This is a genomic window from Rugosibacter aromaticivorans (assembly GCF_000934545.1).
Classification (GTDB): domain Bacteria; phylum Pseudomonadota; class Gammaproteobacteria; order Burkholderiales; family Rhodocyclaceae; genus Rugosibacter; species Rugosibacter aromaticivorans.
The window spans coordinates 2195136-2209342 of the sequence record NZ_CP010554.1 but is presented as its reverse complement, the minus strand read 5'-3'; the positions used below and the strand labels follow the sequence as shown (position 1 = coordinate 2209342).

At 53.2% G+C, this 14207-nt stretch carries 12 protein-coding genes; 6 read left to right on the top strand and 6 right to left on the bottom strand.

Features of this window, described 5'->3' with window-relative positions; all coding sequences use genetic code 11:
• Positions 1 to 42 precede the first annotated feature (42 nt).
• From PG1C_RS11035 to prsK, 5 genes are all read right to left on the bottom strand, one after another.
• Entirely contained in the window at positions 43 to 837 is a 795-nt protein-coding gene (locus PG1C_RS11035; protein ID WP_202634818.1) for a S1C family serine protease, read from the bottom strand.
• On the bottom strand, positions 834 to 1757 hold the full coding sequence (locus PG1C_RS11030; protein ID WP_237218163.1) for a transglycosylase SLT domain-containing protein: 924 nt from the start codon (positions 1755 to 1757) through the stop codon (positions 834 to 836). Before PG1C_RS11030 ends, PG1C_RS11035 begins: the two co-directional genes overlap by 4 nt.
• Positions 1758 to 1766: 9 nt before the next feature.
• Positions 1767 to 4541, bottom strand: coding sequence for an XrtA/PEP-CTERM system TPR-repeat protein PrsT (prsT, locus tag PG1C_RS11025; RefSeq protein ID WP_202634817.1), 2775 nt, complete (start codon positions 4539 to 4541; stop codon positions 1767 to 1769).
• 128 nt (positions 4542 to 4669) lie between these two features.
• On the bottom strand, positions 4670 to 6031 hold the full coding sequence (prsR, locus tag PG1C_RS11020) for a PEP-CTERM-box response regulator transcription factor (RefSeq protein ID WP_202634816.1): 1362 nt from the start codon (positions 6029 to 6031) through the stop codon (positions 4670 to 4672).
• Complete coding sequence (gene prsK / locus PG1C_RS11015) at positions 6028 to 8166, bottom strand: XrtA/PEP-CTERM system histidine kinase PrsK (RefSeq protein ID WP_237218162.1); 2139 nt, start codon at positions 8164 to 8166, stop codon at positions 6028 to 6030. Before prsK ends, prsR begins: the two co-directional genes overlap by 4 nt.
• 201 nt (positions 8167 to 8367) lie before the next feature.
• On the opposite strand from prsK, the gene PG1C_RS11010 reads away from it, so the two are divergent.
• Together PG1C_RS11010 and PG1C_RS11005 are read left to right on the top strand one after the other, a co-directional pair.
• Entirely contained in the window at positions 8368 to 8667 is a 300-nt protein-coding gene (locus PG1C_RS11010) for a hypothetical protein (protein ID WP_202634815.1), read from the top strand.
• On the top strand, positions 8664 to 9101 hold the full coding sequence (locus PG1C_RS11005) for a hypothetical protein (protein ID WP_202634814.1): 438 nt from the start codon (positions 8664 to 8666) through the stop codon (positions 9099 to 9101). Before PG1C_RS11010 ends, PG1C_RS11005 begins: the two co-directional genes overlap by 4 nt.
• A gap of 29 nt (positions 9102 to 9130) precedes the next feature.
• Here PG1C_RS11005 and PG1C_RS11000 read toward each other — a convergent pair whose 3' ends face one another.
• Positions 9131 to 9865, bottom strand: coding sequence for a class I SAM-dependent methyltransferase (locus tag PG1C_RS11000; RefSeq protein ID WP_202634813.1), 735 nt, complete (start codon positions 9863 to 9865; stop codon positions 9131 to 9133).
• 194 nt (positions 9866 to 10059) lie between these two features.
• Here PG1C_RS11000 and PG1C_RS10995 point away from each other — a divergent pair, with 194 nt between their 5' ends.
• The 4 genes from PG1C_RS10995 to PG1C_RS10980 are packed head-to-tail and all read left to right on the top strand — an operon-like array spanning position 10060 to position 14119.
• The gene (locus PG1C_RS10995; RefSeq protein ID WP_202634812.1) at positions 10060 to 11220 is read left to right on the top strand and encodes a glycosyltransferase family 9 protein; all 1161 of its coding nucleotides are present in this window, start codon (positions 10060 to 10062) and stop codon (positions 11218 to 11220) included.
• Positions 11221 to 11766 carry an acyltransferase gene (locus PG1C_RS14805; protein WP_269464905.1) on the top strand — a complete coding sequence of 182 codons (546 nt, stop codon included), beginning with the start codon at positions 11221 to 11223 and terminating at the stop codon, positions 11764 to 11766. It abuts the gene before it with no gap.
• Positions 11763 to 12947: a glycosyltransferase gene (locus PG1C_RS10985; protein ID WP_202634811.1), complete on the top strand. Its 1185-nt coding sequence runs from the start codon at positions 11763 to 11765 to the stop codon at positions 12945 to 12947. The genes PG1C_RS14805 and PG1C_RS10985 overlap by 4 nt, the downstream gene beginning before the upstream one ends.
• Positions 12947 to 14119: a glycosyltransferase family 9 protein gene (locus tag PG1C_RS10980; protein ID WP_237218342.1), complete on the top strand. Its 1173-nt coding sequence runs from the start codon at positions 12947 to 12949 to the stop codon at positions 14117 to 14119. The genes PG1C_RS10985 and PG1C_RS10980 overlap by 1 nt, the downstream gene beginning before the upstream one ends.
• Positions 14120 to 14207 lie beyond the last annotated feature (88 nt).

Sequence of the window (14207 nt, the reverse complement as noted above, 5' to 3'; positions counted from 1 at the left end):
GGCTGGGTAGCCTGCTTGGGCAACGATCTGTGATTGTGAACTCTATGGTGGCGTGTGGGCTATCAAGCCCTGCAAGAAGCTGGCTGGAATGGCGTAGCTGATCCCCGATGGTTTTTCAAGTACCGACTCTTTCGTTCCCTTGACGAATACCATGTTGAGAATGCCAACAACTTCACCGGTATTTACATCGAATAAGGGGCCGCCACTGTTGCCGGGGTAGGCGGTGGCATCTAGCTGATAGATAGAAAACGAGCCGCTGCGCAAACGGCGAATCGGCTTTTCCTTAAGCTGGGCAGAGTTGCCTGCAGGTAGCGCGATCGGCGTAATCGAAGAAATGATGCCGCGGTGTGTCACCGGTGAAAAGCCTAGCGAACCGCCAATAGGAAAGCCGATAAAGGCGACAGCTTGCCCTTCACGCACCTTAGCAGCCGATTTAATTTTCAGCGCAGGCAGTGGTGGACCGGAGATTCGTAGCAATGCCAGATCATGGTCTGCGTCGGTAACTTGCAAGGTGGCATTGCGCCGATGGAGCTCATCGCCTTGTCTGACCAGCACGGCCAGCGTTTCCTGCTGTGCCGCATCAAGTGCTGGTGGAATGACATGCGCGTTAGTGGCAATCACTGAGCCATCGCCAAGCGCAAACCCGGTTCCACGCATCAGGAACGATGGGCTGCGTAATTGGCTAAAGGTACCTACAACAACAATTGAGGGTTTGATGGCTGTTACGGTTTCTGGCAAGTCCGCTTGTGCGGTGGGTATTGTCAATGCCAGGGCTAGAGTCGCTGCAAAAACTAACAAGCGGCGGGAAATGCGGTGCTCAACCCGGCTGTAGGTCATGGCTCGGTATGTGCCATATGTCGCGCAATTTGAGGAAGGTTCGGCGATGGTTGGGTGATGGCAGGATCAAACGGGTGTTCGCGTTGCGGAAATAGCGCGAGAATACGCTTCACGTATTGACGTGTTTCTGCATAAGGCGGAATCCCCCGGTGATGGTTGACTGCACCCTCGCCGGCATTGTACGCTGCAGCGACAAGTGCGACATCACCACGGAAATAAGCTAAAAGCCAGCGCAGGTAAGCCAGCCCGCCGCGCACATTTTGTTCAGGATCAAAAGGTTTTTTTACATTAAAGCGGGCGGAGGTGTCGGGTATCAGTTGCATGATCCCCTGTGCGTTTTTGGGTGAGATGGCATTGGGGTCGAGATTAGATTCTGTATGCGCTACTGCGTAGGCAAATCGAGGTGAGACGCCATATTCTGGTGCAAGACGGTTGATCAGTGTGGCCAGGCGTCGTTGTTTTTCGTTGGTAAAAATCCAGTCAACCTCATTGCTGGCGAAGGTTTTTTCACGCAGACAATCAGGTGGTTCTGTCACCGGTTGACCAACAAAGGGCAACATTTTTAACGAAGGCACATGACCCTGATCTGCCGCAAGCTTGAAAAAGTAGGCGGCCAAGCCATCGCTACGGGGCACGCCCCGACCATTCATGTACATCCAGCCCAGACTGTAACGTGCCTCGGGGTCGCCCGCCTTGGCGCCTTGGCAGTAAAGGGCAACGGCTTTTTCTGAATTTTTTGGCACGCCTTCGCCGTGCTCATAGGCCAGCGCTTCTTCGCGCAAGGCGCGCCATGTTTCGGCGGTTTGTTCTTGCGCTGCAAAAGTCGGCGCTGGTGATACGGCAAATGTCACCAAGCCCATCACCAGGGAGGCGATTAAATGCCGAAAAATACCAATGGAAGATGGTTTCGCCGTGTTCATTGCGATTTCTTACAGGCCCTTGCTCAGTGCGACAACTTCGGCATGGGCCGAAAATTTGTCACCCAATTGGGCGAGCGTATCCAGCGCTTGTTTGGCTTCTGTTTTCTTTCCGGCCTTGATCAGCGCTTTGGCGTAGCTCAGGCGAAAGTCAGGATTTTGTGGTGCGAGCGAAACCGCTTTTGCGAGAAGATCCACCCCAGGGGAAACCTTTCCCTGGGCGACATACAGTGTGCCCAGGGTTTCCATGATCGCAGGTTGATTGGGTGCAAGTTTGTTGGCTTCTTCAGCATAAGCAGTTGCTTTGGGGTCACGCATTTGCCCCAGAGACCAAGCCAGGTTGTTCAGTACGATCGGGTTTTTTGGGGCGACCGCAAGCACTGCGCGGTAGTGGCTGACCGCTGTTGCATAGTCTTTGCGCTTGTTTGCCATGTCGGCCACGAATAGACGGAAGCCCTGGTCATTCGGATGTGCCTTGATCCAGGTGTCGACTGTGCTGGCAGCTTCGGCTGTCTGGCCACTTTGCAATAGGGCAAGATACAGGCGTCCTGCCAGATCGGCGGTCGGCGCTGCTTTCAGGCCAGCGCGATAGGCTGTAGCAGCTTCTTTCCAGGCTTTTTGAGCCAGCTGGACATCACCTTCCAGTACGTAACCGGCAGATTCTTTGGGTTGCGCTTTCTCGATGCCCCGTGCAGTGGTCAGCGCCTCACTAAAGCGCCCATCCGTCACATCCAGCATGATCTGGGCGCGTTGCAAAGGGAGTGATTCAGGTTGCTTGCTCAGTCCTTTGGTCAGGCTTTCGCGAGCCGCCTGTTTATTTTTGGCGGCCAGATGAATTTCGGCGATTCGGAGATAAGGTTGCGGGCTGTTTGGCAACAGGTTGGTGAGTTTGTTATACGTCGCAAGGGCTTGATTGGTATCCCCTGAAAACTGGTATACCTGCCCGGCAACTTCGAGTATTTCCGGGTTTTCCGGAAAAGCAGCCAACGCTTCTTCCGCAGCAGCACGCGCTTTATCTTTATCTTTGGAACCGAGCAATAAGCTAATCAGCGCAAAACGCGGCGTTGAATTATTGGGATCCGCTGCAATCGCCTTTTTAAGCAGGCTGGCAACATCATCCAGGCTTGCCCCGGTGCGCGCTTTCAGCTGAGCTAACGAAAGCATGGCGGGAACATTTTTGGGGTCTTTTTTTAGCACGGTTTCATAACGCTGACGTGCTTGATCAAGTTTATTTTCTGCCAAGTCAATCGAGACAAGGTTAGTGACTGCCGGTAAATAGGTGGCATCAATCGCCAGCGATTTTTCAAAGCTCTTGCGTGCGGCTTCGATATCTTTTTTGCCGAGGAAGGCTTGGCCGCGCAGGTTATGCACGAGCGGTGAGTCTGGTTGTTTTTTTTCTAGATTGGCAATGAACAAAAGTGCCTTGTCAAAATTTTTCTGGCGCATGGCCGAGGCAATGAGCGCCATATCTGCCGAAATACCCGAGTCACTTGCGGCAATCTGCTCCAGATCGGCAAATGCTTGCTCGGTATGCCCCAGACGCATTTGTGATAAGGCCAGCGCGGTCTTGGCTTTGCTATCTTTTGGGTCATGTTGCGCTGCCTGGCTAAAAAACTCTGCAGCTCGCTCGGCGTCCCCATTCTGCATATAAACTTCGCCAGCCAGGGTGAGCCATGCAGTGGGTACCGTTGCTCCTTGCAATACTAGCTGTAACGTTGCTAAAGCTTTAGCCGGTTGCCCGCTACGCTGATAGGATTTCACAAGAATGCGGCGGCTGTAATCAAGTCCCGGGGCTTTTTGTAAGGCTTTGCTGAGATAATTCTGTGTCTGAATATCAGACCCGTTTTGGTAGGCAATAGCACCAGCAAGCTGTAATCCCTGTGGATTATCCGGTTGCATTTTTAACAAGTTTTCCACGGCACTATGTGCCGCTGAAATATCCTTTTTACTAAAGGCAATCAGTGCTTCCAGATACACCGTTATGGGTTGTTTCGCGGCTACTTTTTGCATTTCTGCCAGTTGCTTGGTTGCCAGGTCGAGTTTGCGGTCTTGCAGTTGAAGCATGATGATATTTGCGTGTACGGATGTCGTGCGTGGCTTGATTTCAAGGACTTTCTGGTACGCTGCTAACGCGTCAGGCAGCTTTTGTTCGGCGCGTTGAAGGTCCCCCTTGAAATGCCACGCATCGGCTTCCCGCGGGTTTTTAATCAAAACTTCATCCACTATTTTGTTGGCTTCCGCCAGATTCCCCTTTATCGCTTGAAGACGTGCTAAGCCAAGCTGAGCAGGGGCATGACCTTGCTTGGCAGCCAGGGCTTCATTAAAGGCCGTTTGTGCCATCTCAACATTGCCTAGCATTGCGTAGCTGTGTCCTACCGCTGTTTTGAGTTCGGCAAGTTCTTCGGCATTGGCTGTAGGGGTTTTAGTCAGATCATCGATGACTGTTTTCGCCTTGCCTTGCGCCATTAGGGCGTTTGCCAAGAGTGGCGTGACTCGCCCTGCGGGTGCCTTGAGCTCAATAGCCTTGCGAAGTTCGACCTCGGCTGCAACAGGGTCGCCACTGTCAAGGAGCGCGCGTCCAAGCAGAAGCCGCGCTTCAGGGGAATTGGGATTCTTGCTTAGTACATTCTTGATCTGGATGATGGCAGCCGCCGGATTGTCTTTCTCCAGATAATCTTTAGCGGATGCCATCATTTTTTCTGGCGAACCGTCGCTGCACCCCAGAACGATAAGCGTTGCGGTGATGATCGCCATTTGCGTGAAGCGGGAATGATGTTGATTTCGCATATCAGTAGTTAACCTTTGTTCAACGGTTTGTTGCGGATGGTAAAAACGTTCTGAAGCGAGCAGGCTCCCATGAGGCCTAGCTTTGATTTCCAGGCTAAAGCGTGATAGCGGGTTATCTGTACAGACGATTACGTCTTCAGCCCGAATTTATGCATCAAATCATACAGAGTTGGGCGGCTGATGCCAAGCAAATCGGCCGCTCGTGCGAGATTGCCGTTACTTCGACTGACGGCAGCGATGATGGCTTTTCGTTCGGCTGTGTCTCGTATTGTGCGCAGATCAAGCGGCATTGCGTTTTCTTCAAAGGCATCATCAAGGCCTACATCCTGCACTGATAGGCTGTTGCCTTCTGCCATGATGGTTGCGCGTTTGAGACAGTTTTCAAGTTCGCGCACATTGCCGGGCCAAGGGTAGGCGGATATAGCGTGTACCGCCTCTTCACTCAGAGAAAGTGAACTGCGATTTTGTTCACTGGCAAACCGACGGACGAGCGCATGGGCAAGCAGTGCAGCATCGCCGATACGATCTCTGAGCGGGGGAATCATGATGACGATTTCAGCCAGGCGATAATAAAGGTCCTCGCGGAAGCGGCCTTCGCGAATTAAGGTTTTTAAATCCTGGTGAGTTGCACAAACGACGCGCACATCGATGGGGATTTCCTGTCGCCCGCCAACCCTCTCAATGACCCGCTCTTGCAAGAAGCGCAGTAGTTTGGATTGCAGCGCCAAGGGCAGATCGCCAATTTCATCCAGCATCAGCGTGCCCTTGTTCGCCATCTCGATCTTTCCCAGCGTGGTTTTTGCCGCGCCGGAGAAGGCTCCTTTTTCATAGCCGAACAGCTCGCTTTCAAGCAGATTCTCGGGAATCGCTGCGCAATTGATCGCGATGAACCGGGTGTCGCGCCGGGGGGATGCGTTGTGTACACCGCGAGCAAGCAGCTCTTTGCCTGTCCCGCTTTCCCCCAACAGCAAGACTGTGGCACTGGTGGGCGCCACTTTTTCTATCGTGCGGCAAATGCGCAGCATTTCAGGGTCGCGCGTGATAAGCGTACCCAAGACATCGGGTTGCTGCATCGCTTGCAGGCGGCGATTTTCTTGCTGCAAATCGTAAAACCGGAAAGCGCGCTCGACAGTTAAGTTAAGTATTTCCGGATCAAAAGGCTTGACGAAAAAATCATAAGCACCCAGAGCAATGGCACGTAAAGCATTGGCCTGTTCATTTTGTCCTGTCAGGACAATGATTTTTGTATCCGGGGCGGTAGCCATGATTTGTTCCAGCAGCTTGAAGCCCTCGGAGACTGAATCTGCGTCGGGCGGCAAACCAAGATCCATAGTGACAACCGCCGGAGTGTGGCGACGAATTTGCGACAAGGCGCTTTCGCGGTCGCCAGCAAGAAGCACGTTGTACTGGTCAAACGACCAGCGTATCTGTTTTTGTAATGCAGGGTCGTCTTCTACAACCAGCAATTGGCGCAACTTTTCGGTGGTCATTTCATCTCCGGTTGCTGCAAGTCGGATGTTGTTTGGATTTCAAGCAATGGTAGCCTGACGCGAAAACAGGTGCCGACATTTTCTTCGCTTTCGACATGAATTTCCCCACCCAATTCCTGTATGTATTGTCGGCTTTCATAAGCGCCTATGCCCATGCCTCCCTGCTTGGTTGTTTGAAAGGGTTTGAAGAGGCGTTCGCGAATGAAGTCTGCCGACATGCCTTGCCCCGTGTCGCCTACTTCGATTTGCGCCATGCCTGCCTCACGCCGCACAGCCATCCAGACCTTTCCCTCGGTGGGAGTCGCATCAAGCGCATTTTGAACCAAGTGGCCGATCACCCGCTCAATCCGTTCCTCATGCCCGCGGATAGAGACAGCATCATGAATTTTGAGATCAACCGCAGGCAATGCGCCTGACTTTGATTTTTGTACCCGACGAGCGATCTCATCCAGACTGACTCCGCTGAAGCCATCCGCGGGCGTTGCGCCTTCACGTAACTGGAGCATCAACTGGCGCATCCGGTCGACCGCGTGACGAACCGTTAACAGCATATCTTTTTGGAATTCAACATTGTCAGCATGCCGTTCGGCATTGCGTACCATGAGCGAAAGCTGTGTCAGGATATTTTTCAGGTCGTGCACAACAAAAGCCGACATGCGATTGAATGAGTCAAACTTGCGAGACTCAAGCAGGGCTTCGGTGGCTTGCATCTGGGCGAGAAAAGTTGCTGCCTGGCGGCCGGCTGTTTTAAGCAGATCATTAACTTCCCAGTTGAGGTCTATGGGTGTTCGTGATGTGGTCAGAAGGACAAACCCCACCATGCCGGCTGATGTACGTAATGGAATCACTAGCCAGGCATTGGGCACTTCAAGTAGCCACGGGGGGAGCGTTAAGCTGCCATAACGCCCTGGGCGGGAGCGAAACTCTTCCAGGCTTAACACCCATCCTGAGGCATCTAGTGAGGTGATCATCGGACTGTTACTGGGTTCAGTAATGTCGGATACCGGAAAATTCCACCGTGCGCTTTGAATAAATTTATGCCCTGAAGCGTCTTTCGTCCACAACGAGCCGGCAGGGCTTTCGACCATATTGCCCAGACCACGGATCACCTGCTGTCCTAGCTGCAGCACGCTGTTTTCGGCACACAAGGCATTGGTAAATTTCAGCCATTCTTCCCGGTAGTCATATCGATAACGGAAGAAATTTTTTCCGATCAGCACTTTGAGGCGAGCGCGCATCGACCCGGAAAGCCCGAGCAGCATGAGCAAAAGCAAGGCAGCAAACAAGACGACCATCTGCAAAGCGCCACCCCAGCTGCCCCCGAGATAGCGTACGTAATAGCCGGCCGCAGAGGTGGCCAGAAGATACAGGCCAACGAGCGCTAGAGTGGTTGTCTGAAATACGGCTGTTTTGGACAGTGTGACGTTCAGCGGGCGAGCGCGGGTGCGGTAAACCGTAAGAATCAAAAGGGGAATGATGAACACATAGGCAAATCCACGAATGGCGAAAGCATCTTCGTCTATCTGTTTGAACATGACTGCCGTCGAATAGTAATAAAGGTCAAACAAGAAAATGGCCACCAGCCCGATGGCCAACGGCTTGATGTTCCATCGCGAATCTTCAGTCGTGTTTCTATACAACTGTTCGACAAGCACAATGCCAAATACAACCAGCGCGAGCCCGGCGTAATGTGCAGCGTGTTCAGCAACGGGAGAAAGCGGATCAATGAGCCTGAGGCTTTGACAAAACAAGCCGATGAAAATGAGGGTACCGCCGATGAAAATCAAGCGGGATGGACGCCATTGTGGAGGCGGGCTGCGATCGGTCGGTGAGGGCGACAGCAGCAGGGTTAACAACATGAACCAAGCCCCGTAGCGTAACGCGTCCAACGCTTCATGAAGGGGTTGCAGCTCGCGCCAATTAAGCAGATGAACGATGGCGCCTGTGGCTGCCCATAGGGCGGAAAGTGCGACAGCAGATATCAGTACATGATTAGTGCGATTCGGTGCTGTTGTGCGGCGTAGGTGCACCAGGTGCACAGTCAAGGCAATGTAGCCCAGAGTGGCCAGCCCGTAGCCCCATAAGGCAAGGAGTGATAGCTCGCTATTCATGATGCGGCCCATTGTACACCGCATGACATGGTCTTAATTCATGCGGAACGGGTTGCGGTTTGGCGGTCATTAAGTCACTTCGCATGTATGAGATACCGCTAAAATCCTGGCAAGCTATGTTTATATAAAGTCGGCGATGGCCAGACGGCGTGCGGGGCACTGCACAAGCTTTGAGATTGGTTGCATCCAGAGAACGACAACCCATTCATTGGAAAAGGTACGATTTTGAACAAATTCCTTAAGTCGACACGAAAACGGCTGGCCAAGCTTAAATGCCGAATACATGGCGGGAAAAAGATGCTCATCCTGTGTGATTCTCACGGCGGAGTGCTTGAATACATTCACGATAATGAGTTGCTCTCGCCGCACTATATCAATTGCGAAGTGGTGGGCGGCGCAACGGCCTATGGGTTGAATAATGATCAATCATCGACTCGATCATTTCTTAAATTCTCACAAGCCATCGAACGCTACCCGACTTTTGATGTGATAGGCATCAGCTGGGCGAAGTGGATTGCAGTGTGACCTTATGGGCTGTTGCCCAGAAGCGGGGTGTCGCTGCAGCTGAGCTGATTCCGCAAGCGATACGCGGGTATCAGCGGCTGATTGATTATTTGCAGTCCAACGGAAAATCAAGGATTGTTTTATTCGGCAGCATTTTGCCCACGGTCAGTGATGAGCAACAAACGTTTCAACTCGAGCCCTTGCGACGCAACGCGAGTGCTGATCAGCGACAAAGAACAGCGCTGGCTTTAGCGTTCAACCAGCAACTACAGGTGTTAGCTAAAGACGCCGGGCTGGATTATCTCGATATGACGCAAGAAACCCTGGATGAAAAAACCGGCTTGGTGAATCAGGCGTTCGTGATTCGCGACCGAATTGATCATCATCAGTCACAAGCCATGATAGCGCCATTTGGGTGCGCCAAATTGCTTGAAACGTCTGCGCTGAACGGCTGAAAAGTCGGTGTTGATGAGACGGTGGCCGCTTAATTCAGTGTGTCTGATTCAGCAAGGCCGAAATGGATAATGCCGGTATCTTTTGCGGCTTTCGAGAACGTCAGTCGCTGGCGATATTTTTCCGGATCGCGGCAGGCAATAGTGACTACGTAAACGACATACCAGGGATTATCGTTGCTGCTTTGATAGATCACCTGAAACCCCTGTTCTTCCAGCAACCGCTCAATGCACATTGGTGTGGGTCGCCACCAGTCGCCAAACGAGCCTTCGATGTAATGCACTTGTTGCAGGAACGGTGTTACCAGAATAACCGTGTCGTGACTCAGGGCGCAGATATTGGCGATGGCCTTTTTGATATCGAAGACATGCTCCAGTACGGTGTGGTTGAAGGCAACCTGGTACTGGCCCGCAAGTTCCGGCGGTAGTTCATCCTCAAGATCGATGAATACTTCATTTGCAGTGCCGGTAATACCGCTCTCGCCCCTGTAGTTGGATACGCCATAGGATTTCGCCGCAGGAAAATAATCCCGGTAATGACCACCGGTTTTGTCTTCATCTCGCCAACCGCTGACATTGATCACAGCGCCGTCAAACAGGGGTGCAAATTTGCGCAGCTCGGCATTCGACCAGTCGCGCGGCCTGATCTCATTGCGGGCAACGCGTTTCATGGCGTTGGCTGTATTGCGTTGCAGGGCGAGCAAGCCCGATCGAAAAAACTTGCCTAGCAGCGGCAGACGCATTAATCCGGTAAGTAATGTTTCCATAATTTGTATTGCTGTTAAAGAATCACGCCAAACGGGTTAACCTGTTTGACCGGATATTGGGGCCAAGCAAGGTGCACCGCTATAATAGCTTCAGGCAGCGAATCTGCCAGCCATCGTGATGGTAGTGGGTGTGGATTCTACTATCCACGAATGTTTTGTTTTAATGTTCAAATTCTTGTTCTGCCTGAAAATAATTGCGCCTTAATCTACGCGAATCCCTGCTTTATCTGGTCACACGGTTGCTCGCTCGCGGTGATCGCCGAGCGCGGACAATGGCGGACTATCAGCCGGAAAACGTGCAGCGCATCCTGCTGGTGTCTTCGACGGCACTGGGCGATACAGTGTTATCTACGGCGGCGATGGTTGCGGTGCGCGAGCATTTTCCTGCGGCACATATTACTGCCTTGATTCATCGCGACTATGTGCCACTTTTTGAGCCAACTGATTTCCTCGATGGCATCATTGCCTACTACGGTGGCTACAGCCACTTTTTTTCGACATTCCTGGCCCTGCGACGCATTCATCCGGATATCGCGCTGATTCTGCATGGCAACGAACCACAGGCAACGCCCTTGGCCTATCTTGCCGGGGCGCGCTTTATTTTCAAGCTGCCTAACACCAGCCGGTTTGCATTTTTGTTGAGTAACCAAGCACCGCGCTTGAGTTGGTTGGATATGGGACATGGCATGATGCAGCGTTTGAAAGTTGCCCAGCTTGTCGGCGCACGGATCGAAGGAGCACGCATGCACTTGCCTATCCCGAATCCTACTCGGGAGATTGTGACGCGCTGGCTGGCAGAGCATGATGTGATGGCGGCGGATATTGTGATTGGTTTACAGGCTGGGGCGTCTAGCCGTGGGCGCATGTGGCCGGTGGCGCATTTCGTTGCGCTGGCGAAAATGCTGCTGGCTGTGCATCCTGCGTATCGCTTTGTGATCACCGGTGCGCCGCACGAGCGGTTGCGCTGCGAAGAAATTGCCAGGGGTATTGGTGCCGGGGCTATCGTTGCCGCAGGTGCGTTATCGATTGAAATGCTGCCCGCGCTGGTGCACCGCTGCGCCGTGTTGGTAACGGGTGACACAGGCACGCTGCATGTGGCAGTTGCCGTCGGCACGCCCACGGTATCTTTGTTTGCGGTTTCGGGCCCGGATGTTTCGGGCCCGGCTTATGATCTTGAGCGGCATATTGTCATTCATCATCCAGCGCCAGCGGGTGTCCGCTCCAAGACTGATAATGATCGCTGGATGGCGCAGATTCCATCAGACGAAGTTGCCGCAGCCGTGACGCAGCAGTTGAGTCAGTTTGCGCAGCAAGCAACAGCATGCCCTGAACGCTCATCAGGAGGTAGCTCGTAGATGAAATTCGGTCAGTTAAAGCGTCGTCTCAAGAAAGCCTATCTCGCGCATCGGTTTGGGTTGACAGTAGATGGTGAGGCGTTTGAGATCGGCAAGTACTGCATATTTCGACGCAATGATCATGCCCAAATCATTCTTGGTTACGGTTTCTGTGCGCGCAATTTTGTTACCTTCAATGTCAGCGGCACGTTGATGTTTGGTCAGTGCGTGTTTGTGAATTCGTATACGTCATTTAATGCGCGAGAAAGTATTTTCATTGACGATGGCACGTTGATTGGTGAAGGTGTTCGTTTTTACGATCACGATCACGATTTTCGTCATCCGACCTTGCCGCTCAGTCAATCTGGTTTCATCAACAAAAAAATCCATGTGGGCAAGAATGTCTGGATTGGCGCTAACGCAGTCATCTTGCGCGGTGTCAATATAGGGGATGGCGCTGTCATTGCCGCTGGTGCTGTGGTTAGCCGTGATATTCCTGACCATCACACTTACTTTTCCAAGCAACAGATCACGCCGATAACCCCCTCGACTGTGCATGCGACATGAGAGCTCCGAAGCGCATCTTGCTACTCGATACCGGCAACGAATGGGGCGGTGGCACCAACAGCATGATCGAGTTGCTAAAGCGTATCGACCGCACCCGCTTTGCGGTGACGGCTTGTTTCTATCACAACTATCGGCATGGGGATTCGACACTGCGCGAGGCGTTGGCAGCCATCGATATTCCGCTGCTCATCCTGCCCACACGTCACCAGCCGTGGTGGGCCAAACTCGCCAAGGAGTTGGCGCGCGGGTTGTTGCCCTGGCGCAAACCGTTGCGTATGGCGGCGGTGTTCAGGATTGAACTCGCCTGGCGTATCCGGCCGCGCGCGCGTGCGTTGGCCGAATTGCTGCGGACCGGCGGTTATGATCTTTTGTATATGAACAATCAGCCTGCCTCCAATCTGGAAGGTTATCTTGCGGCTGAGCTGACCGGCGTGCGGGTGATACAGCATTGCCGCATTGAGCCCCGCATCAACACTGTGGAGCGTGACATCATCAATCGCATCGCGCACGCCCTGATTTGTGTCTCGCACGGCGTGCGCGATGCGCTGATACGGCAAGGTGTGCGGCGCGAGTTGTGCCATGTGGTGCATAACGGCATCGATACTCGCCAGCCATTCCCTGAGCCGCAACCTTTGGCTGGCGTAGTGTCGAACACGCCGGTAATCGGCACCATCGGTTCCTTGATCAAGCGCAAATCCGTTGCCCATCTGCTGCACGCAGTGGCGCGTCTTCCGCAAGATTTGACGCCGCATTTGCTGATTGTTGGTGAAGGGCCGGAAGCGACCGCTTTGCAGCAACTGGCGGATGAACTGGGACTGGCCACTCGGGTCACTTTTACCGGTTTTCAGAAGCAACCCTTGCCTTGGCTTGCGGCGATGGACGTGTTTGCGCTGGCTTCGTCAAATGAAGGGTTGCCACGGGTAATTTTGGAAGCGATGTTGCTTGAAAAGCCAGTGATTGCCTCGCGGATTGTGGGTTCCAGTGAGGTTGTGGTGCATGGCGAGACAGGTTATCTTTATGACTACGATGACATTGATTCATTGGTAGCACTTCTTGCCGATTTATTGCGCAACTCCGAAAAAAGACACGTCTTTGGCGTAGCCGGTCGCCGTCGTGCCAGCGACGACTTTTCCATCGAAGCATATGTTGCGGGCGTGACAAAAGTACTGGAGGCCGCGTGATGTTTTATCTGTGGTTGACCTGGCTGGTTTCACCGCTACTGCGCTGCATCGCCGGACGGGCACCTGCCGAGCCGCAGCGCATTCTCGTCATCCAGATGGCGAAAATCGGTGACTTGCTGTGCGCTACGCCGGTGTTTAGAGAAATCAAGGCGCGTTATCCGCAAGCACATTTAGCCGTGATGGCCACAGCACAGAATGTGCCATTATTGCGCACCAATTTGCGGGTGGATGAAGTGATCGTGGCCGAGGCTAAAACCTTTCGCGGGCTGGGTGGCAAATGGCGGCTTATTTGCTTGCTGCGGCAGGGTCACTATGACACAGTGGTGTGCCTCAATGCAGTCGCGGCATATGCTGTGGCGGCACTGTGGGCGTTGATTCCGCGGCGTTTGGCGGTGCAGTCGAATTTCGGCGGCGCTAGCCATCGCCTGGCCGCGCGCTTGTGGAGCGAAGTTGAGTTGCATCGCGGTGACCGACTGATTCAGGAAACGTATCTGGCATTGTTGTCACGGCTAGGCATTGCTGGCGGGCATGTGGATAAAGAAGTCTTCGCTGTTGCCGGTGCTGAAGCGAAGGTGGATGTGCTGCTTGGTGTGCAGCTTGGAGGTCTGCTCGGTGAGCTGAATCATGGTCAGGTGTCAGTGCCGCTGATCGGCATCGGTGTCAGTAGTGCCAATCGATTGAAGGCTTTGGGCGATGAAAAAATTATTGCCATCGCTCGCCGCCTCTTGGTCGTGCGACCAACTGCGCGACTGGTGTTGATCGGTAGTGCGGATGACAAATCAGAGGCGCTCAGTATTGCCGCTCAATTACCTGCGGCAGCCGTGATCAATGCCTGTGGCACACTGGGTATCGCTGAATTGCCTACGCTGTTGCAACGATTGACCGTCTTCATTGGGGTGGATTCGGGCGTGACTTACATGGCCGATGCCGTCAATACGCCGATAGTTTCAGTGGCTGGCCCTGTCGATATGCAGGAAACACGTCCATTGGGCGATCATGTGATCATTCTGCAACGCACGGATTTACCCTGCGCGCCTTGTTCACATACCTTCAATGCGCCCTACACCTGCCGCGTTGGCACCCGCGCCTGTATCGAAGGGATTGATGCTCGGCAGATTGCCGATGCCGCACTCGCTTTATGCGATGACCCTTCGGAAATTTCTGCTCCATGATAAAAATAACATTGGCCTTGATTCTCGGAACCCGTGCTTGTGTGAAGGATGCGCAGCCTGAAACAGTTCTGGCCGCGATAACCAAACT

Excerpts from the sequence above, each read along its gene's own strand:
- PG1C_RS11035 (WP_202634818.1), bottom strand. The coding sequence starts at position 837 with ATGACCTACAGCCGGGTTGAGCACCGCATTTCCCGCCGCTTGTTAGTT.
- PG1C_RS11030 (WP_237218163.1), bottom strand. The coding sequence starts at position 1,757 with ATGAACACGGCGAAACCATCTTCCATTGGTATTTTTCGGCATTTAATC.
- prsT (WP_202634817.1), bottom strand. The coding sequence starts at position 4,541 with ATGCGAAATCAACATCATTCCCGCTTCACGCAAATGGCGATCATCACC.
- prsR (WP_202634816.1), bottom strand. The coding sequence starts at position 6,031 with ATGACCACCGAAAAGTTGCGCCAATTGCTGGTTGTAGAAGACGACCCT.
- prsK (WP_237218162.1), bottom strand. The coding sequence starts at position 8,166 with ATGCGGTGTACAATGGGCCGCATCATGAATAGCGAGCTATCACTCCTT.
- PG1C_RS11000 (WP_202634813.1), bottom strand. The coding sequence starts at position 9,865 with ATGGAAACATTACTTACCGGATTAATGCGTCTGCCGCTGCTAGGCAAG.
- PG1C_RS14805 (WP_269464905.1), top strand. The coding sequence starts at position 11,221 with ATGAAATTCGGTCAGTTAAAGCGTCGTCTCAAGAAAGCCTATCTCGCG.
- PG1C_RS10985 (WP_202634811.1), top strand. The coding sequence starts at position 11,763 with ATGAGAGCTCCGAAGCGCATCTTGCTACTCGATACCGGCAACGAATGG.
- PG1C_RS10980 (WP_237218342.1), top strand. The coding sequence starts at position 12,947 with ATGTTTTATCTGTGGTTGACCTGGCTGGTTTCACCGCTACTGCGCTGC.